Source organism: Streptomyces sp. LBL (assembly GCF_029893585.1).
Taxonomy (GTDB): Bacteria; Actinomycetota; Actinomycetes; order Streptomycetales; family Streptomycetaceae; genus Streptomyces.
Genome location: NZ_JARXYX010000009.1, coordinates 185550 through 203056 on the forward strand (window position 1 = coordinate 185550; position 17507 = coordinate 203056).

The 17507-nt window shown below is 70.1% G+C and carries 17 protein-coding genes; 8 read left to right on the forward strand and 9 right to left on the reverse strand.

Going from position 1 to position 17507, the window contains the following annotated elements; genetic code table 11:
• The first annotated feature begins 620 nt into the window (after positions 1 to 620).
• Together M2271_RS13615 and M2271_RS13620 are read left to right on the forward strand one after the other, a co-directional pair.
• Positions 621 to 1724, forward strand: a complete 1104-nt coding sequence (locus M2271_RS13615) for an acyltransferase (protein WP_280887503.1) — start codon at positions 621 to 623, stop codon at positions 1722 to 1724.
• Positions 1725 to 1743: 19 nt separating this feature from the next.
• Positions 1744 to 1941, forward strand: coding sequence for a hypothetical protein (locus M2271_RS13620; RefSeq protein ID WP_280887430.1), 198 nt, complete (start codon positions 1744 to 1746; stop codon positions 1939 to 1941).
• A gap of 177 nt (positions 1942 to 2118) precedes the next feature.
• On the opposite strand, the gene M2271_RS13625 is transcribed toward M2271_RS13620, so the two are convergent.
• Positions 2119 to 3699, reverse strand: a complete 1581-nt coding sequence (locus tag M2271_RS13625; RefSeq protein ID WP_280887431.1) for a methylmalonyl-CoA mutase family protein — start codon at positions 3697 to 3699, stop codon at positions 2119 to 2121.
• Between the two features lie 303 nt (positions 3700 to 4002).
• Here M2271_RS13625 and M2271_RS13630 point away from each other — a divergent pair, with 303 nt between their 5' ends.
• Positions 4003 to 4860 (forward strand): L,D-transpeptidase family protein, encoded by an 858-nt coding sequence (locus tag M2271_RS13630; protein ID WP_280887504.1) that lies wholly within the window; start codon positions 4003 to 4005, stop codon positions 4858 to 4860.
• Between the two features lie 154 nt (positions 4861 to 5014).
• On the opposite strand, the gene M2271_RS13635 is transcribed toward M2271_RS13630, so the two are convergent.
• From M2271_RS13635 to M2271_RS13665, 7 genes are all read right to left on the reverse strand, one after another.
• A complete protein-coding gene (locus tag M2271_RS13635; RefSeq protein ID WP_280887432.1) occupies positions 5015 to 6109 on the reverse strand; it encodes a hypothetical protein in 1095 nt (364 codons plus the stop codon).
• Positions 6109 to 6771: an RNA polymerase sigma factor gene (locus tag M2271_RS13640; RefSeq protein ID WP_280887433.1), complete on the reverse strand. Its 663-nt coding sequence runs from the start codon at positions 6769 to 6771 to the stop codon at positions 6109 to 6111. Before M2271_RS13640 ends, M2271_RS13635 begins: the two co-directional genes overlap by 1 nt.
• 419 nt (positions 6772 to 7190) lie before the next feature.
• The gene (locus M2271_RS13645) at positions 7191 to 7979 is read right to left on the reverse strand and encodes a hypothetical protein (RefSeq protein ID WP_280887434.1); all 789 of its coding nucleotides are present in this window, start codon (positions 7977 to 7979) and stop codon (positions 7191 to 7193) included.
• 218 nt (positions 7980 to 8197) lie between these two features.
• Entirely contained in the window at positions 8198 to 8827 is a 630-nt protein-coding gene (locus M2271_RS13650) for an RNA polymerase sigma factor (RefSeq protein WP_280887435.1), read from the reverse strand.
• A 205-nt stretch (positions 8828 to 9032) separates the two neighbouring features.
• A complete protein-coding gene (locus tag M2271_RS13655) occupies positions 9033 to 9431 on the reverse strand; it encodes a hypothetical protein (RefSeq protein WP_280887436.1) in 399 nt (132 codons plus the stop codon).
• 172 nt (positions 9432 to 9603) lie between these two features.
• Positions 9604 to 10257 (reverse strand): hypothetical protein, encoded by a 654-nt coding sequence (locus M2271_RS13660; protein WP_280887437.1) that lies wholly within the window; start codon positions 10255 to 10257, stop codon positions 9604 to 9606.
• Between the two features lie 291 nt (positions 10258 to 10548).
• Positions 10549 to 12213: a family 20 glycosylhydrolase gene (locus M2271_RS13665; protein ID WP_280887438.1), complete on the reverse strand. Its 1665-nt coding sequence runs from the start codon at positions 12211 to 12213 to the stop codon at positions 10549 to 10551.
• Between the two features lie 155 nt (positions 12214 to 12368).
• Here M2271_RS13665 and M2271_RS13670 point away from each other — a divergent pair, with 155 nt between their 5' ends.
• The 5 genes from M2271_RS13670 (at position 12369) to M2271_RS13690 (ending at position 16791) form a co-directional block, all read left to right on the forward strand.
• On the forward strand, positions 12369 to 12911 hold the full coding sequence (locus M2271_RS13670; protein WP_280887439.1) for a 2-oxo-4-hydroxy-4-carboxy-5-ureidoimidazoline decarboxylase: 543 nt from the start codon (positions 12369 to 12371) through the stop codon (positions 12909 to 12911).
• Positions 12912 to 13354: 443 nt separating this feature from the next.
• On the forward strand, positions 13355 to 13735 hold the full coding sequence (sdhC, locus tag M2271_RS13675) for a succinate dehydrogenase, cytochrome b556 subunit (RefSeq protein WP_280887440.1): 381 nt from the start codon (positions 13355 to 13357) through the stop codon (positions 13733 to 13735).
• Between the two features lie 8 nt (positions 13736 to 13743).
• On the forward strand, positions 13744 to 14238 hold the full coding sequence (locus M2271_RS13680; RefSeq protein WP_280887441.1) for a succinate dehydrogenase hydrophobic membrane anchor subunit: 495 nt from the start codon (positions 13744 to 13746) through the stop codon (positions 14236 to 14238).
• A 19-nt stretch (positions 14239 to 14257) separates the two neighbouring features.
• Complete coding sequence (gene sdhA / locus M2271_RS13685) at positions 14258 to 16012, forward strand: succinate dehydrogenase flavoprotein subunit (protein WP_280887442.1); 1755 nt, start codon at positions 14258 to 14260, stop codon at positions 16010 to 16012.
• Entirely contained in the window at positions 16012 to 16791 is a 780-nt protein-coding gene (locus M2271_RS13690; RefSeq protein WP_280887443.1) for a succinate dehydrogenase iron-sulfur subunit, read from the forward strand. The genes sdhA and M2271_RS13690 overlap by 1 nt, the downstream gene beginning before the upstream one ends.
• Positions 16792 to 16862: 71 nt before the next feature.
• On the opposite strand, the gene M2271_RS13695 is transcribed toward M2271_RS13690, so the two are convergent.
• Positions 16863 to 17480, reverse strand: coding sequence for a Uma2 family endonuclease (locus tag M2271_RS13695; protein WP_280887444.1), 618 nt, complete (start codon positions 17478 to 17480; stop codon positions 16863 to 16865).
• Between the last annotated feature and the right edge of the window lie 27 nt (positions 17481 to 17507).

Below are 17507 nucleotides of genomic sequence, written 5' to 3' on the forward strand. Positions count from 1 at the left end.
GCGTCCGGGGGTCCGGCCACCGCCGACGGCTGAGCGCCTGAGCGCCTGAGCGGACGCCGACCGCCCGTCCACATCACCGGCACACTCGGCCGCAGCGCCGCCGACCCGGCCCTGCTGCACGCGGCCCGCTCCAGCACCACCCGCCGACAGACGAAGGACGCCGGTGCGTCGCTGCGCCGGTGCGTCGCTGCGCCGGTGCGTCGCTGCGTCGCTGCGTCGCTGCGTCGCTGCGTCCGCGGGCCGTTGTGCCGGTGCGCATCACGGCCCGTCAAGCTGCTCGCCGCCGACGCGATCACGGCGGCCCGCCCGCAAAGAGGCGATCCGTAATGCAGACCGGCAACGGCAATCGCTCGGCCCGGCTGCCGAATTCCGACTGACGGAGAAGAGAGCGCGAAGGATTTCCCGCGTGCAGGTGAACCCTGGGCGACGGACACGTAAACGGTCACCTCACCGAACAAAAGTCCTCAGGGTGAAGACATAGTATTCCCGTTGACGTTTTCTCCGGTGCCCCGACCGCATTCGGTCCGGAACGCGCACCAAACAACCCGCGGCGTACTGCGAGGGGTATCAGCGTGACCGAAACGGTCGTGAGCACATCCAAGCCACAGTCCGCCGCGGCTGTGCACATTCCGGAACTGAACACTCCGCTCCCGGCGGCGCCGAAGCGCCGGGAAAGCCGGCTCCGGGCCCTGGACGGGCTGCGGCTCATCGCCGCTCTGATGGTGGCGGTCTACCACTACGCCGGGCGCGAAGGCGACGTCACCCGGGCCTGGGGCGGCTCACCGAAGGAGCAGTTCCCCACCCTGCACTTGTTCGCCACCTACGGCTGCCTCGGCGTCCAGGTCTTCTTCGTCATCAGCGGGTTCGTCATCTGCATGAGCGGCTGGGGCCGGTCCCTGAAGGCGTTCTTCGCCTCCCGCGTGTCCCGGCTGATGCCGGCCTACTGGGCGGCGGTGCTGCTGGTCACGGCGGTGTTCGCGCTGCCGATGGTCACGTACAAGGCACTGTCGCCGAGCGACACCCTGGTGAACCTGACGATGCTTCAGTACCCGCTGGGCGTCGACCGGGTGCTGGGCGTGTGCTGGACCCTGTGGGCCGAGGTCCGCTTCTACGCCCTGTTCGCGTTGTGCGTCGTCCTGCCCGGGGCCTCCCGCCGCCGCGTGATCATGTTCTGCGCCGGCTGGACCCTCGCGGCCGCGATCACCCAGGGCGCGCACCAGCCCCTGCTCGACATCGTGTTCATGCCGGAGTACGCCCCCTTCTTCATCGGCGGTGTCGGCATCTACCTGGCCCACCGGGACCGCAAGGACGTCTACGCCTGGGGCATCGTGGCGGTCAGCTTCCTTATCGGACAGCACTACGCGGTGGCCGACCTGTGGAACGCGTCGAACCCGAACGCCTTCGCCCACCGCACCACGCTCGGCATCGTCCTCGTCGTCGCCTTCGGCTTCGTGGCCGTCGCGGCGATCGCGCTGGGCTGGCTCAACTGGGCGAACTGGCGCTGGCTGACCGTGGCCGGGGCGCTGACGTACCCGTTCTACCTGGTCCACGAGCACCTCGGCTGGGTGGTGATCCACGAGCTGCACATCGGGCTGGGGCTGCCGTCGGCCGCGGTGTTCTTCCTGACGATCGCCTCGATGCTGCTGCTGGCCTGGCTGCTGAACACGTTCGTCGAGAATCCGCTGACACCGCGGCTGCGGGCGGCGCTGGCGAAGGTCCGTTGACCTCCTCTATCCGGTCGGGATGCTCTGGCTGGACGGGAAGCAACTGGGCGAGCACCGGATGTTCGACCCGGCGGAGGCGACCGAGGACTCGTCGTACTCCGAGCCGTGGATGCTGCCGCAGTGGCGCACCCAGAAAATCCTGTTCGAACTCCTGCTCCCAGCGGGTCGTTCGGCTCCCTGGCGGCCGGCAGCGCCCCAGCCGAGTTCCTCTCCCTGAAGGCAGGCCCGGCTTCGGCAGCGGAGACACGCGCACTCTTGGCGAAGGTGTGAGCAGCCGTCCTTCCACCGATCTTGGAACAGGGGCGAACGGAGGACCCAGGAGACCCTGTTGCCGCAGTTCCACGTGCTCGCGCCGGTGGAGTTCAGCTTTTCACCCATACAGGTGATCACCAGCTCAGAACGCATCCGACGGCACGTAAGTCCCCCAAACCCCCCGCAGCGCGTTGCACACCTCGCCCACCGTCGCCCGGGCCCGCAGCGCGTCCTTCATCGGGTAGAGGACGTTGTCCTCGCCCGCGGCCGCCTTCTTCAGGGCGTCCAGGGCGGAGTCCACCGCCGCCTGGTCCCGCTCCGCCCGCAGCTTGGCCAGCCGCTCGGCCTGCTGGGCCTCGATGGCGGGGTCGACACGCAGGGGCTCGTACGGTTCCTCGGCGTCGAGCTGGTAGCGGTTGACGCCGACCACGACCCGCTCGCCGGAGTCGGTCTCCTGGGCGATGCGGTACGCGGAGTGCTCGATCTCGCTCTTCTGGAAGCCGTGCTCGATCGCGTCGACCGCGCCGCCCAGGTCCTCCACCTTCGCCATCAGTCCGATCGCCGCCGCCTCGACGTCGTCGGTCATCTTCTCCACCACGTAGGAGCCGGCGAACGGGTCGACCGTCGCGGTCACGTCCGTCTCGTAGGCGAGGACCTGCTGGGTGCGCAGGGCCAGACGGGCCGACTTGTCCGTCGGCAGTGCGATCGCCTCGTCGAAGGAGTTGGTGTGCAGGGACTGGGTGCCGCCGAAAGCCGCCGCCAGGCCCTGGACCGCGACCCGGACCAGGTTCACCTCGGGCTGCTGGGCCGTCAGCTGGACGCCGGCCGTCTGCGTGTGGAAGCGCAGCATCAGCGACTTGGGGTTCTTCGCGCCGAACTCCTCCTTCATCACCCGCGCCCAGATCCGGCGGGCGGCGCGGAACTTCGCGACCTCCTCCAGGATCGTCGTACGGGCGACGAAGAAGAACGACAGGCGCGGGGCGAAGTCGTCGACGTCCATGCCGGCCGCGACCGCCGTCCGCACGTACTCGATGCCGTCGGCGAGAGTGAAGGCGATCTCCTGCGCCGGGGACGCGCCCGCTTCCGCCATGTGGTAGCCGGAGATCGAGATCGTGTTCCACTTCGGGATCTCGGCCCTGCAGTACTTGAAGATGTCCGCGATCAGACGGAGGGAGGGCTTGGGCGGGAAGATGTACGTCCCGCGCGCGATGTACTCCTTCAGCACGTCGTTCTGGATCGTGCCGGTGAGCTGGTCGGCGCTCACGCCCTGCTCCTCGGCGACCAGTTGGTACAGGAGCAGCAGCAGCGAGGCCGGGGCGTTGATCGTCATCGACGTGGACACCTTGTCCAGCGGGATCCCGCCGAACAGCACCCGCATGTCGTCGATCGAGTCGATCGCCACGCCCACCTTGCCGACCTCGCCGCTGGAGATCGGCGCGTCCGAGTCGTGGCCCATCTGGGTCGGCAGGTCGAAGGCGACCGACAGACCCATCGTGCCGTTGGCGATCAGCTGCTTGTAGCGGGCGTTGGACTCCGTCGCCGTACCGAAACCGGCGTACTGGCGCATCGTCCACGGGCGGCCCGTGTACATCGACGGATACACGCCCCGGGTGAACGGATACTTCCCCGGCTCGCCCAGCTTCTCCGCCGGCTCCCAGCCCTCCAGGGCCTCCGGACCGTACACCGGCTCGATGGGCAGCCCGGACTCCGACTCGCGCGCCATGGTGTGTTGCCTTCCGCTGAGCAGTTGCTCGCCAGTTATCAGCTGTCAGCCACTACGGTCCGACTCTTCGACGGACTGTAGTGGTGTGCGTGCACCCCGTGGAGAGGAGCACGCTGGGACCTTGCTCACAGGGTGATTGAGGTCCCGGTCACAACAATGCCGCGCTGTTCGCGAGCCGTCATCAGCGGGGAACATCTCAGGCATGCGGATGGGGAGGGATTCAGATATGGAGAGGGGTTCCGATATGGGGTGGGGGATGGCGACGGGGGTGGAGAAGCGGATGGCGACGGGGATGGGGATGGGATACGGAGATCGCTCGCCGTCCTGGCCGGTACGGCGGCCCTGGTCACGGTGTGCGGCTGTACCGTGCAGGCCTCGGACGGGGAGGGCCGTTCCCGATCACCGGTCCACATCGAGGTCAGCCGTACGGCACCGGCCGAAGACGACAAGCCCGGCAGCCCGCCGCCCTCCGGCGCCCCGGCTCCCGGCGCCCCGGCTCCCGGCGCCCCGGCTCCCGTGGTCCCGGCTCCCGTGGTCCTGTGGTCCCGGGGCGACAGCGGGCGGGACGTCCGCGAGCTCCAGGCCCGGCTGCGGCAGGCCGCCTGGCTCTTCGACGGGCCGACGGGGACGTACGACGACCTGACCGAGCAGGCGGTCAAAGGGTTCCAGCGCAAGCGCGGGCTGCCAGAGACCGGGCGGGCCGACAGCGTCACCTGGCGGCGGCTGCTGCGGATGACGCACGAACCGGGAAAGTGGGAGCTGTACCTGATGGGCGGCCAGCCGGCCGCCGCGCCGGACGCCCGCTGCCTGACCGGCCGGGTGCTGTGCATCAACAAGGAGAGCCGCACGCTGCGCTGGATGGTCGACGGCCGCACGGTGATGACGCTGCCGGTCCGCTTCGGCTCGCAGTACACACCCACCCGCGAAGGTGTCTTCAGCGTCTACTGGAAGTCCCGCCACCATGTGTCCACGCTCTACGACTCGCCGATGCCGTACGCCATGTTCTTCAGCGGCGGCCAGGCCGTGCACTACTCGTACGACTTCGCGGCCCGCGGCTACTCCGGCGGCTCGCACGGCTGCGTCAACGTACGGGACGAAGCGGCGATCGCGGAGCTGTTCGCGCAGGTGAGGAACGGCGACAAGGTCGTCGTGTACTGGTGAGACCAGCGGCTGAAGTGGGCGCGGGCGGGACCGGGGGAACGTGTCCCGCCCGCGCCGAGGTGCACGAGCCGAAGGTACGGGGGGAACCCCGGCTCAGTGCTACGGCCGATGACCAGTCGGCACACTCATTACTGCGCCCCACCGGCCCAAAACGTCACACCCTCCGCGAAAAAATTTCCTCCGCTTGAGAAACCGCAGGCCAGACGGCATGCCGCTCAGAGGGTGCGGTACGTGGGAGTGACCGACGGGTCCCGGGTTCCGGCAGCGCCGTCATGTCCTTGTCGGCCTTGTCGCCCTTGCCCTCCTTGCCTTCCTTGGCCTTCTTGTCTTCTTTGTTGCTCTTCTTGCTCTTCTTGCTCTTGTCGCCGTTGTCGCTCTTGCTGTTCTTGCTGCCCTTGTCGGCCTTATCGGCTTTGTCGGCCTTCTTGGTCTGGCCCTTACTGTCGGCCAGTACGCCCTTGCAGTACTTCTTCACGTACGACGATCCGCCCGCCGCGCTCTCCAGGGCGTGCCTGCGGTCGGCGGTCAGTCCCTTGCCGTCGCGTATGTCGCGGCAGGCCGAGAGGGCCCCGGGCCAGGCGGGCCCCGGTCCACCGGTCCGGCTCTCGGAGCCGGTGGTGGTGCCGGTGGCCGGGGCGGAGCCGCCCCGTGCGGTGTCGCGCGAGCTTCCCTGGCCGGAGCTGCCGGTGGCCCCGTCGGGCGAGGGCTCGTCCCGCGGGGCCACCTCGGGCGACGGTGGGACGAGCGGGCGGTCCGGTGTCGCCGCGGCCGAGATCGAGGCGGCCGGGTCCGGTTCCGCTTCGCCGAAGCGCGTCGGCAGGACTCCGGTTCCGGCCGCGACCGCGACACCGCCGACCATGCCGACGGCCAGCGCGGCGACCAGTCCGAAGCGGACGGTCCGGCCCCGGCGGGGGCGCGAGTCGTGCCGGTTCAGGACGCCGATGCGGACCAGTGGGGCGTCGGCGGGACGGGGGCGGGAGCGATGCCCGGAGGCGGTGTGCTCACCGGCACGCTCACTGCCCCAGTCGTCCACACGATCCGCGCGTACCTTGCGGAAGGCGGCCAGCACGGCTGCCTCGCCGGGGAGTTCGGTGCTTGTCCGCGAGGGTTCCACGGAGAGCGCGTCCAGTGTTCTGGCGAGCCGTTCGGCCTGGTCGCGGGCGGCCGTGCCGACGCCTTCGAGGGGCTCTCCGCTCAGCAGACGCTCCGCCGTTTCGCGGTCCAGCCACCTGTGTTGCTCGTCGGCCATCACATGTCCTTCTGCGTCCGCGCGTGCATACGCGTCACCATCGCCGACGTCACCGCACCATCGCGCGGCTCTCGCTGGGGCGGTAGGGCGTCGAGCACTCCGGCCGATTCCGGATCGCCGTCGAGGAGTTCGGCGAGCCGTTTCAGACCGCGGTGCGCGGCCGTCCGTACCGCACCCGGACGCTTGCCCAGCGTCTTGGCAGCGCTCTTCGCGTCGAGGCCCACCACCACCCGCAGTACGACGGCTTCGGCCTGGTCCTGCGGCAGCCGGGCGATGAGGGACAACGTGGTGCCGGTGGCCAGGGCCTCGATGGCCTCGCCCGCGGTGTCGGACTCGGCGGGCTTGCCGGTCAGCTCGGTCTCGTCGCCGACGGTCGCGGGGCGGCGCCCGCGCATGCGTATGTGGTCCAGCGCGCGGTTGCGGGCTATCCGGGCGGCCCAGCCGCGGAAGCGGTCCGCGTCCCCGCTGAAGCGGTCCAGGTCACGGGCGATCTGCAACCAGGCCTCGGATGCCACGTCCTCGGCGTCCGGGTCGCCGACCAGGGTGCGGACGTAGCCGAGCAGCCGCGGGTGCACGGCGCGGTACACAGTCCGGAACGCGGTCTCGTCCCCGTCCTGCGCCGCGAGCACCGCGGCCGTGATCTCCGCGTCGTCCCCCAGCACCCGTGCTTCCCTCTTTGTGATGGTTGCGGTATTCGGGACCGCAGATGGCTGCGGTGGTCAGGTGTCCTCCGAACCCCGGCGCGAAAAGCACGTTACGACCTGAAACCGCCGCTCGTCCATGTCCGTAAAAGATGCAACTACCTTGTGATGCGGTAAGGACACGCAGGGTGTGACAGAAAACGCACTCGCGACGCTGTAGGGAGTACGGACCGCCGCGCGGTCCGTCCCGCACGACGGCCGGGGCCTCTCCTGTGGGGGGTGGCGGCCCCGGCCGTTGGCGTGGCGGGATGCGGGTCTGCGAGCGGGGCGGACAACAGGACGGCTGGACACCGTGGTTGTACTACCTGGACGCCGTGGTTGTACTACCTGACGCCGTGGCTGTACGACGAGACGCCGGGGGCGCGCCGCTGACCGCCGGGTTACTCCTTCTTCCCCGTGGCCTCGTCGGCCTTGCCGGTGTCCTGGCCGTTGCCGACGCTCCCACCCGACCCTGATGGCGTTTCGTCGGCATTGCTGGGCTGGCCCGCTTTGTCCGGCTTGCTTGAATTGCTCGACTTGTTCAGCTTCTTCGGCTTGCTTGACTTCTTCGGCTTGCTCGACTTGCCCGGCTTGGTGTCGGACGTCGCCCCGGCCAGTAGTTCGGCGCAGTAGGCGTGGACGTTCGCCTCGCCGCCCGCGGCCGCGACGAGTCGCTGCCAGGCCGTCGAGTTCAGCGCCTTGCCGCGGCCCTGGACCTGCTCGTAGACACGGCAGTGGGCCTCGGTGCTTTTGGCGGTGGTCGGCCGGTCCGCGGGCGCGGAGGCAGAGGCGGAGGGGGCGCCTGGGGAGGACAAGCCACCGCTCGGGCCGGGCTGGGCACCGCTCGTCGACCACTGCGGACGGCTCGGCCGGTCCCCCGCGCCGTCCGTGCCGTAGCCCCCGCTTCCGATCGTGGCGAAGGCGACACCTCCCAGCGTGAGACTCGCGAGCACCACGCAGAGCGTGGCCCGCACCGAACGGGCACCCCGTCGCCGCTCACGGGGCCGCCAGTCGTCCCGGCGCCGACCACGTGCCCGATGCGCCCCCGCGTCCCGAGCGGCCAGGAACGCAGCCACGGCCCGCCGCTCCCCCTCACCGTCGACACGCCCCCCACGCAGCGCGGCACCGAGCAGCGCTTCGAGGTCGGAGCTGTCACCCATTCCGGGCGAGCCGGATGCAGAGCGGGGCACCGGCTCGCCCCCCGAACCGGGCACGGAACCAGACGCCGGAACGGCACCCGAACCGGGCCCCGGAGCCTCAGCACCACCGGGCATCGGACCGGGCGCCGGGTGCGCGCGGCGGTGGCCGGGGGCCCCCTCGCCGCTCTGTCGCTCACCCATGCCGTGTCCGCCCTGTCCGTACCTGTTCGGCTCTGTCCGGCCGTCCGGGATCCGGTCTCCGTAGTCCGTCATGTCGATTCCCCCAGCGTCCGGGGGACCTCATCCGTCACACCTTCGCTGCCCATTTCGCCGCCCAGCTCGCGGGCCAGCCGCTTCAGCCCCCGGTACGCGGCCGTGCGCACCGCGCCGGGCCGCTTGCCGAGGACTCGGGCGGCGGCCGGGCCGTCCAGGCCGACGACCACGCGCAGCAGCACCGCCTCCGCCTGGTCCCGCGGCAACCCCCGGACCAACTCCAGGGCGTACTCCGTGGAGAGGGACTCCAGCGCCTGTTCGTGCGTACTGCTCGCCCCGGGCAGCTCCAGCATGTCCTGTTCGAGCGTCGCCGCCCGCGGCCGTACCCGCTGCCGGCGCAGATGGTCCAGCGCCCGGTGCCGGGCGATGGTCGCGCTCCAGCCCCGGAACCCGGCGCCGTCGCCCTTGAACCGTCCGAGGTCCCGGGAGATCTCCAGCCAGGCGTCGGAGGCCACGTCCTCGGCGTCGTCGCCGACGATCCCGCGCAGATACCCGAGCAGCCCGGGCTGCACGATCCGGTAGGCGACCGCGAAGGCCGCCTCGTCCCCCTGCTGGGCCCGCGCGACGGCCGCGCCCAGTTCCCCGTCGTACGCCTGCGCGCGTCGGGGTTGCCCTCCCTGGCCCAAGAACTGTCCTCGTCCGTACCGAGTTCGTGGCGGATCCGCGGCCCCCGGCACAGCCGCCGTCTGCCTCCGCCCCCCACGGTGATCAGCGCCGGAACCCACAGAAGTGTCACAGCAAGAAACGTCACGGCACCGGCCACAGCACCGGTCAGGGCACTGGTTCAGCATGGAGCGCCACCACCGGACGTCGGCGTCGGCGCCGGCCGCTCTACCGCCGTACGGCCCCTCGTGCCGCGTCCCTGCACAGCAACCGCAGCGACCCGCCATCCCCCGCGAAGGTTCGGCGGGCCTCGTCGATCGGGTCCCACAGCTTGCCGTCCGGGGTGCGGAGCCAGTGGTCGCCACCGGTCGCCCACCACTCGGCTCCGGACTGACGGGCGATCACCTCACCGGCGTACGCACCGAAGCCGCGCAGCACGCTCTCCACGGCGGCGTACGGCGTTCCCTCCTTGCGTATCCCCTCGATCATCCGGTCGACGCGCCACAGACTCTGCGCCGAGTAGTCGAGCCGCAGCCGCGCCCCCTCGCGCATCATCGCCACCGCGTCCGCCGCCCACCGCACCGGCTTCGCCGCAGCCGAGGGCCTGGTCTCCTGGTATGTCGTCACCTCCCGGAAAGCGTCATCGCTCAGCGATTCGTCACCCGGATCCGGGGACTGCCCGGGACCGGTGCAGGACCGCCCCAGCGCCACCGCACGACGGTCACAGGACTCGCCCACCAGCGAGGTTTACGAGGTCGACGCCTCACGGAGCGTCAGGGCCCCCGGAGCCGGTGACCGCTCAGCCCCGCTTCCCGCGCGCCCTGCGCGACACCACCGCGCGCAGCACGCGCCGCCCCTCCGTCGACACCTCCAGCGCCCGCCGCAGCCCGCCCGCGCCGTGCTCCGCGAGCAGCTCCAGCACGACGACCTGACGGCGCAGTTCGGCGGCGACGAGCGGCGGCATGCCCTCCGTACGACCCTCCCGGCGGGCGTCGGCCAGGGCGGCTTCGGCCAAGGCGGCGTCCGCTTCACCGGGTGCCGCACCTCCGAGGAGCCGGTGGATCCGGAGCAAGGCGACCGAGCAGACGTCGGCCCACACCCGCACCTCGGCGACCGAGAGCACGGGCGGTGCGACCGCGAGCATCCGACGGGCGAGCAGCACGGCCTCGTCACCGACGGCAGGGCCGCCGACGGCAGCGTTGTCGCCGGCCGCGATGCCGATGGCCCTGTCACCGCCCGGCTCCTCCAGGCCCCCGTCGCCGAGCTTGCTGCGGATCTGCTCCAGCCGCTCGCCCCAGGCGTCGGCGTCCTCACCGTCGGCGAGGCCGGCCCACAGGGGGCGCAGGAGTTCGTCGTCACCGCTCAGCAGGGGTAGACACCGATCCAAACAAGCCAACCCGCTGACTGCCAGACCACGCTCGTCGGCCTGAGCGATCAGTTCCACCAGGCTCATCCCACGCCTCCCTCGCCGGGCGGTGATCCCTGACGGAGTCCGCACATTCCCTTACTGCGCGCGACAGACCGGGAATGTCACAGAGGCACCACAAGGCACCACGCCGAGCCGGTCGAACAGGCGGAAGAAGAGGTTTTCGGCCAGCCCGTCCGCGGCGAGGTCGGCCCCGGCACGGCACGCGGCACGTCGAGCAGCCGGACATCGGGCACCCGGCACCCGGCACCCGGCACCCGGCACCCGGCACCCGGCACCCGGCACCCGGCACCGGGGACTTCGCGCCGGACGCCCGCTTCACCCCACCTGGTCGGCGAGCGCCCGGAACTCCGTCCAGGTCAGCTCGGGCTTCCCCGGGTCCCACAGCTTCTGCACGGTCGCCCTGAGCGGCATCCGGATGCCGGCCGCGACCTGCGCCTGGGTCTGGGCGTTCGCCAGGTCGCACCACACCGCGAAGGACCCGCCGAGGATCTGGTCGTTGTACTTCGCGGGCACCGCCTGTGTGTCGCGCACGACCAGCGGGGTCCACTGTTCGTAGATCCGCTGCCCGGTCGGATAGACGAAGGTCAGCGGCTCCCCGAGCACGTAGTACAGGAACTCGTCGTTGTAGTTGATGAGCTTGCGTCCGGTGCTCAGGTACTCCACCGGTGTCCGCGCCCCGATCTCCTTGCCCGTCCAGTACGCGACCTGGATGTCCTTGTCGGCCTGCACGGACGTACCCCGGAAGAAGCCGTCGTTCCAGGCGCGGGGGCTCTTGTCGTGGGCGCGGACCGTGTCGGCGCGGTCGTTGAGCCAGCCGGTGGTGAGGTCGGAGACGGTGCCGCCGGAGCCGTAGGCCTCCCTGGCGGCGGTGGCCAGCTGCGGGTAGGACGCCTGCGGGTCGGACACGGTCAGTGCCTGGTACTCGTCGCCGCCGAGGTGCCACTGACCGCCGGGGAACAACGGTGCGTACTCGTTCAGCAGGTCGTCGACGATCTCACCGGCCTTCGGCTTGGAGATGTCGACCGCGCCCCGGGTCGCCACGCCGCCCGTGTTGCGCAGCTGCAGGTCCGGGTGCGCGGCGATCACGGCGCCCAGGTGCCCCGGCGAGTCGATCTCGGGCACGACGGTGATGTGCCGGCTGGCCGCGAGGGCGACGATCCGCTTCACCTGCGCCTTCGTCAGATGCTCCTGGGACACGATCTCCGGGTGGGAGTCGGACTCGATCCGGAACCCCTGATCGTCGGAGAAGTGCAGCCCGAGCTGGTTGAACTTGAGATCGCCGAGTTCCCGGACCCGGTCCTCGATCCAGCCCGCGGTGAAGTACTTGCGCGCGATGTCCAGCATCAGCCCGCGCACCGGCTTCGCCGGCTCGTCCCGTACGACACCCTCCGGCGCCGTACCGCCGCCACGCACCTCCTGCTTGAGCGTCCGGGTCCCGTAGAACACCCCGGACTCCGCCGGCCCGCTGATGTTCACCCGCCCCCCGCGCACGGTCATCGTGTACGACTCCGGGTCCGCGCCTTCGTCGTCGTTGAGCGACAGCCGTACGTCCCCGGCGCGCACGTCGTCCTTCTCGCCCGCGTACGTCAGCCCCAGCTCACCGGCGACCAGCCGCCCCTCGTCGGCCAGGCCCCCGTCGTTCACGACCACCCGCAGCCCCTTCTGCGGCTTCCACCCGGGACCGCGCGCCGCGGTGAACTCACGGACGGCGGGAATGGTGCGGGGCGCCTTGGACAAGGGGTAGGAGCGGGTGGGGGTAGGGCTCGGGGCCCCGGACCCGACGGCGGACGAACCCCCGGACGTGTCCGAGGAGGACTGCCCTGCCGACGTCCCGGGCCCGCTGCCATCACCGCCGCCCCCGGTGGCCCACACCCCGAGGCTCACGCCGGCCGCGACCGTCACGACAACCACCGCGACGACCAGCACCCACGTCTGTTTCAACGCGCTCTTCGCCGGTGTCCGGCGCCTGTGCTGACTCACGGCGCCAACCTAAGCCCGCGCGACCGCTGCATGCGTCCACCACACGTTCTGAAGCTCTCCCGTTCGGATGAAATGCGGGCATCCGTCGGACACGTCATGTCCACCCTCGATAACGTGACGGCACATCTCTCACACCATCATCTGCCGAAACACTCGTGACGCCCACACATCTCCCTGGCCGAGTCGCCATACCGTCACTGCCCGAGCAGGCCCGGAACGCACCCGCCCCACCTGCCCCGCTGGACCACTTCAACACCGCCGGGGCCGACGAGGTGGAGCCCTTCCTCCTCACCTGCCTCCGCAGCCTCCGCTGGGCCCGCCGCCTCACCGCCCATCGCCCGTACCCCACTCTCGACGCCCTCCTGGCCGCGTCGGACGAGGCGGCGTACGACCTCACGGCGACCGACCTGGCCGAGGCCCTGGCCGGAGAATCCCTACCCGCCCTGCCCGCCGACGCGTACTCGGCCGCCCGGATGGCGCTGAGCGCCGCCCAGTCGGCCTACAAGGCCCGATTCGGACACACGTTCGCCATCTGCCTCGACGGCATTCCTCCCTCGGAGTTCCCCGACCACCTCCTGGCGGCCATCCGGTCACGATTGACAAACGATCCCGAGGAAGAACGGGCCGTCACGGCCGAGGAACTCCGGCGCCTGGCGAAGGGACGCCTGGTGGACCGCCTCCGGGGCCCGGGGCTGTGACCTGTGCGGCTCCGCCGCAGGGCGTGACCCACTCCGCCGCGCGGCCCGACCAGCCCCGACGCACCCGCACACCGGCCCCGACCCCCTGCACGCGACCAGCCCCAACGCCCCGCACGTGACCAGCCCCGACCCACCCGCACGTGACCGCCCCCGACACACCCGCCTGCGACCAGCCCACGACCCGCGCGCGACCAGCCCCGACGCACCCGCAAAGGGCATACCTGTAGACGGCATACCTGCAGATGCCATGCAACACGCACGAACCACCGCAGATGGTGTCAAGCCTGGCCCATAAGCGTGCCACTTTGATCACACCGGTAGGCCCGGCGTAAGCCCAGCGCCAGCGCCTCGCTACGATGCTGGGGGCCGGTGGACCTACCCGGCCTGGCCCGTCCGACACAGAAGCCGGCGCGGCCCCAATCCCCGCTCCCGGAGGGTCTTCCGTGCCGGCTGGAACGCTGTACCGCGGCCGGGAAGGAATGTGGTCCTGGGTGGCTCATCGAGTCACCGGCGTCCTCATCTTCTTCTTCCTGTTCGTCCATGTGCTGGACACCGCGCTCGTCCGTGTCTCGCCCGAGGACTACGACAAGGTCGTAGCCACCTACAAGACACCGCTCGTCGCGTGCCTGGAGTACGGCCTCGTCGCCGCGATCCTGTTCCACGCGCTCAACGGCCTGCGCGTCATCGCCGTCGACTTCTGGTCGAAGGGCCCGCGCTACCAGAAGCAGATGTTCTGGGCCGTCGCCGGTGTGTGGGTCGTGCTGATGCTCGGGGCGATCTACCCCGTCCTCGGCCACGCCGCTCGTGAACTGTTCGGGAGCTGACGCGCGCGATGTCGAACAACACCGTCACCACTGACACCACCGCGGCCGGGGTCGGCCCCGTCGAGGGCGGGTCCCTCTACGACGTCGACAACCCGGCCCCTCTGATCGAGGCCCCGCGTCAGCGCACCAAGAAGTCCCCGAAGTCCACGCGGGGCAACTTCGAGATGGCCGCCTGGCTGTTCATGCGCCTGTCCGGCATCGTGCTGGTCGTCCTGGTCATCGGCCACCTGCTGATCCAGCTCGTGCTCGACGGCGGCGTCTCCAAGATCGGCTTCGCCTTCGTGGCGGGCCGCTGGGCGTCCCCGTTCTGGCAGGTCTGGGACCTGCTGATGCTGTGGCTCGCGATGCTGCACGGCGCCAACGGCCTGCGCACGATCATCAACGACTACGCGGAGCGGCCGGGCACCCGGCTGTGGCTCAAGGGCCTGCTCTACACCGCCACGGTGTTCACCATCCTGCTGGGCACGCTGGTGATCTTCACCTTCGACCCGAACATCCGCTAGGCACGGGGCTGCGAGAATCATGAAGATCCACAAGTACGACACCGTCATCGTCGGCGCCGGTGGCGCGGGCATGCGCGCGGCCATCGAGTCGACGAAGCGCAGCCGCACCGCGGTGCTCACCAAGCTCTACCCGACCCGCTCCCACACGGGCGCCGCGCAGGGCGGCATGGCCGCCGCGCTGGCCAACGTGGAGGAGGACAACTGGGAGTGGCACACCTTCGACACGGTCAAGGGCGGTGACTACCTGGTCGACCAGGACGCCGCCGAGATCCTGGCGAAGGAGGCCATCGACTCGGTCCTCGACCTGGAGAAGATGGGCCTGCCGTTCAACCGCACCCCGGACGGCACCATCGACCAGCGCCGCTTCGGCGGTCACTCCCGCAATCACGGCGAGGCCCCGGTCCGCCGTTCCTGCTACGCGGCCGACCGCACCGGCCACATGATCCTCCAGACGCTGTACCAGAACTGCGTCAAGGAGGGCGTGGAGTTCTTCAACGAGTTCTACGTCCTGGACCAGCTGATCACCGAGGTCGACGGCGTCAAGCGCTCGGCCGGTGTCGTGGCGTACGAGCTGGCCACCGGCGAGATCCACGTCTTCCAGGCGAAGGCCGTGATCTACGCGTCCGGCGGCACCGGCAAGTTCTTCAGGGTGACGTCGAACGCGCACACCCTGACGGGCGACGGCCAGGCGGCGGTCTACCGCCGCGGCCTCCCGCTGGAGGACATGGAGTTCTTCCAGTTCCACCCGACCGGCATCTGGCGCATGGGCATCCTGCTGACGGAGGGCGCCCGCGGTGAGGGCGGCATCCTCCGCAACAAGGACGGCGAGCGCTTCATGGAGAAGTACGCGCCGGTCATGAAGGACCTCGCGTCCCGGGACGTGGTCTCCCGTTCCATCTACACGGAGATCCGCGAGGGCCGCGGCTGCGGCCCCGAGGGCGACCACGTCTACCTGGACCTGACGCACCTCCCGCCGGAGCAGCTGGACGCCAAGCTCCCGGACATCACCGAGTTCGCGCGCACCTACCTGGGCATCGAGCCGTACACGGACCCGATCCCGATCCAGCCCACCGCGCACTACGCGATGGGCGGCATCCCGACGAACGTCCAGGGTGAGGTGCTCTCCGACAACACCACGGTGGTCCCGGGCCTGTACGCGGCCGGCGAGGTCGCGTGCGTGTCGGTCCACGGCGCCAACCGTCTGGGCACGAACTCGCTCCTGGACATCAACGTGTTCGGCAAGCGGGCCGGCATCGCGGCCGCCGACTACTCGCAGACGGCCGACTACGTCGAGCTGCCCGAGGACCCGGCGCGGCTGGTGCTCGACCAGGTCGAGCGGCTCCGCGACGCCACCGGCACCGAGCGGGTCGCGGTCCTGCGCCGCGAGCTGCAGGAGACCATGGACGCGAACGTCATGGTGTTCCGCACCGAGCAGACGATCAAGACGGCGGTCGAGAAGATCGCGGAACTCCGCGAGCGCTACCTGAACGTCTCGATCCAGGACAAGGGCAAGCGGTTCAACACCGACCTGCTGGAGGCCATCGAGCTGGGCAACCTGCTCGACCTGGCCGAGGTCATGGCGGTGTCGGCCCTGGCCCGCAAGGAGTCCCGCGGCGGTCACTACCGCGAGGACTACCCGAACCGCGACGACGTCAACTTCATGCGCCACACCATGGCGTACCGCGAGGTGGGTGACGACGGCACCGAGTCGATCCGTCTCGACTACAAGCCGGTCGTCCAGACCCGCTACCAGCCGATGGAGCGTAAGTACTGATGGCAACCCCGACCCTGGACAAGGCGGACGCGGCCGGCACGCCCGAGCCCGGCTTCGCCGACTCCCCGTACATCACGGCCACCTTCCGCATCCGCCGCTTCAACTCCGAGGTCTCGGCGGAAGCGGTCTGGGAAGACTTCCAGCTGGAGATCGACCCGAAGGAACGTGTCCTCGACGCCCTCCACAAGATCAAGTGGGAGCAGGACGGCACGCTCACCTTCCGCCGCTCGTGCGCCCACGGCATCTGCGGTTCGGACGCGATGCGGATCAACGGCAAGAACCGTCTTGCCTGCAAGACCCTGATCAAGGACCTGAACCCCGAGAAGCCGATCACGGTCGAGGCCATAAAGGGCCTGACGGTCCTCAAGGACCTGGTCGTCGACATGGACCCGTTCTTCCAGGCGTACCGCGACGTCATGCCCTTCCTCATCACGAAGGACACGAACGAGCCGACCCGGGAACGCCTCCAGACGGCGGAGGACCGCGAGCGCTTCGACGACACCACGAAGTGCATCCTCTGCGCGGCCTGCACCTCCTCCTGCCCGGTCTTCTGGAACGACGGCCAGTACTTCGGCCCGGCGGCCATCGTCAACGCCCACCGTTTCATCTTCGACTCGCGTGACGAGGCGGCCGAGCAGCGCCTGGAGATCCTCAACGACCGTGACGGCGTCTGGCGCTGCCGCACGACCTTCAACTGCACGGACGCCTGCCCGCGCGGCATCGAGGTCACGAAGGCGATCCAGGAAGTGAAGCGGGCGCTGATCACGCGCCGCTTCTGACACGTCGTCTTCCGTACGTGGGTGAGGGCCCCGCCCCCGGTTCGACACCGGGGGCGGGGCCCTCCGCGTCGTCACGCGCCGGGGCGCCGGTTGATCGCCGTCAGGTCGATCTCCGTGTCGAACGGCACGGACACCTTGAGCCGGTCGTGGAAGATGCCGGTGAGACCGTAGGACTTCGAGGCCGGGTCGAGCTCGTAGACGTAGACGACGGGGAGGCCCTTGTCGTCGTCCTGCTCGACACGCCAGAAATGCGGCACCCCGGCTGTCGCGTATTTGCGGGGCTTGACCTCACGGTCACGTTCACGGGAATCCGGCGAAACGACCTCGACCGCGAGGATGACGTCCTCCGGTCTGTGCCAGGTCTGGGACGGGCCGGTGGCCGCCTCGGCGGGAATCACAAGGAGGTCCGGCTCGGGCCGGTTCTTGTCATCCAGCCGCACGGTGAATTCGCGGTCCACATCCATGTGCTCCGGTGCCTGGCTCAGCAGGCTGTACTCCAGCAGGCGCATGCAGCGCAGGTGAAACCGGGTCTGCGGACTCATGAAGACGAGACTCCCGTCAATCAACTCCGTGTGCGGCGGGAGGCCCGGAATCCGGTCGAGGTCGTCCGCGGTCCAGCCCTCGGGGGGCGGGATCGGCCAGCGGTACGCCCGCTCGTCGTCGAGCCCGTTCTCGGATGCGGCGCTCATCAGTGCTCCCATGCGACGGAGTCTCGC

Bases quoted from the DNA above. Each gene is read 5' to 3' on its own strand.
- M2271_RS13620 (WP_280887430.1), top strand. From the start codon at position 1,744: ATGCTCTGGCTGGACGGGAAGCAACTGGGCGAGCACCGGATGTTCGAC.
- M2271_RS13625 (WP_280887431.1), bottom strand. From the start codon at position 3,699: ATGGCGCGCGAGTCGGAGTCCGGGCTGCCCATCGAGCCGGTGTACGGT.
- M2271_RS13635 (WP_280887432.1), bottom strand. From the start codon at position 6,109: ATGGCCGACGAGCAACACAGGTGGCTGGACCGCGAAACGGCGGAGCGT.
- M2271_RS13660 (WP_280887437.1), bottom strand. From the start codon at position 10,257: ATGAGCCTGGTGGAACTGATCGCTCAGGCCGACGAGCGTGGTCTGGCA.
- M2271_RS13680 (WP_280887441.1), top strand. From the start codon at position 13,744: ATGTCGAACAACACCGTCACCACTGACACCACCGCGGCCGGGGTCGGC.
- sdhA (WP_280887442.1), top strand. From the start codon at position 14,258: ATGAAGATCCACAAGTACGACACCGTCATCGTCGGCGCCGGTGGCGCG.
- M2271_RS13690 (WP_280887443.1), top strand. From the start codon at position 16,012: ATGGCAACCCCGACCCTGGACAAGGCGGACGCGGCCGGCACGCCCGAG.
- M2271_RS13695 (WP_280887444.1), bottom strand. From the start codon at position 17,480: ATGAGCGCCGCATCCGAGAACGGGCTCGACGACGAGCGGGCGTACCGC.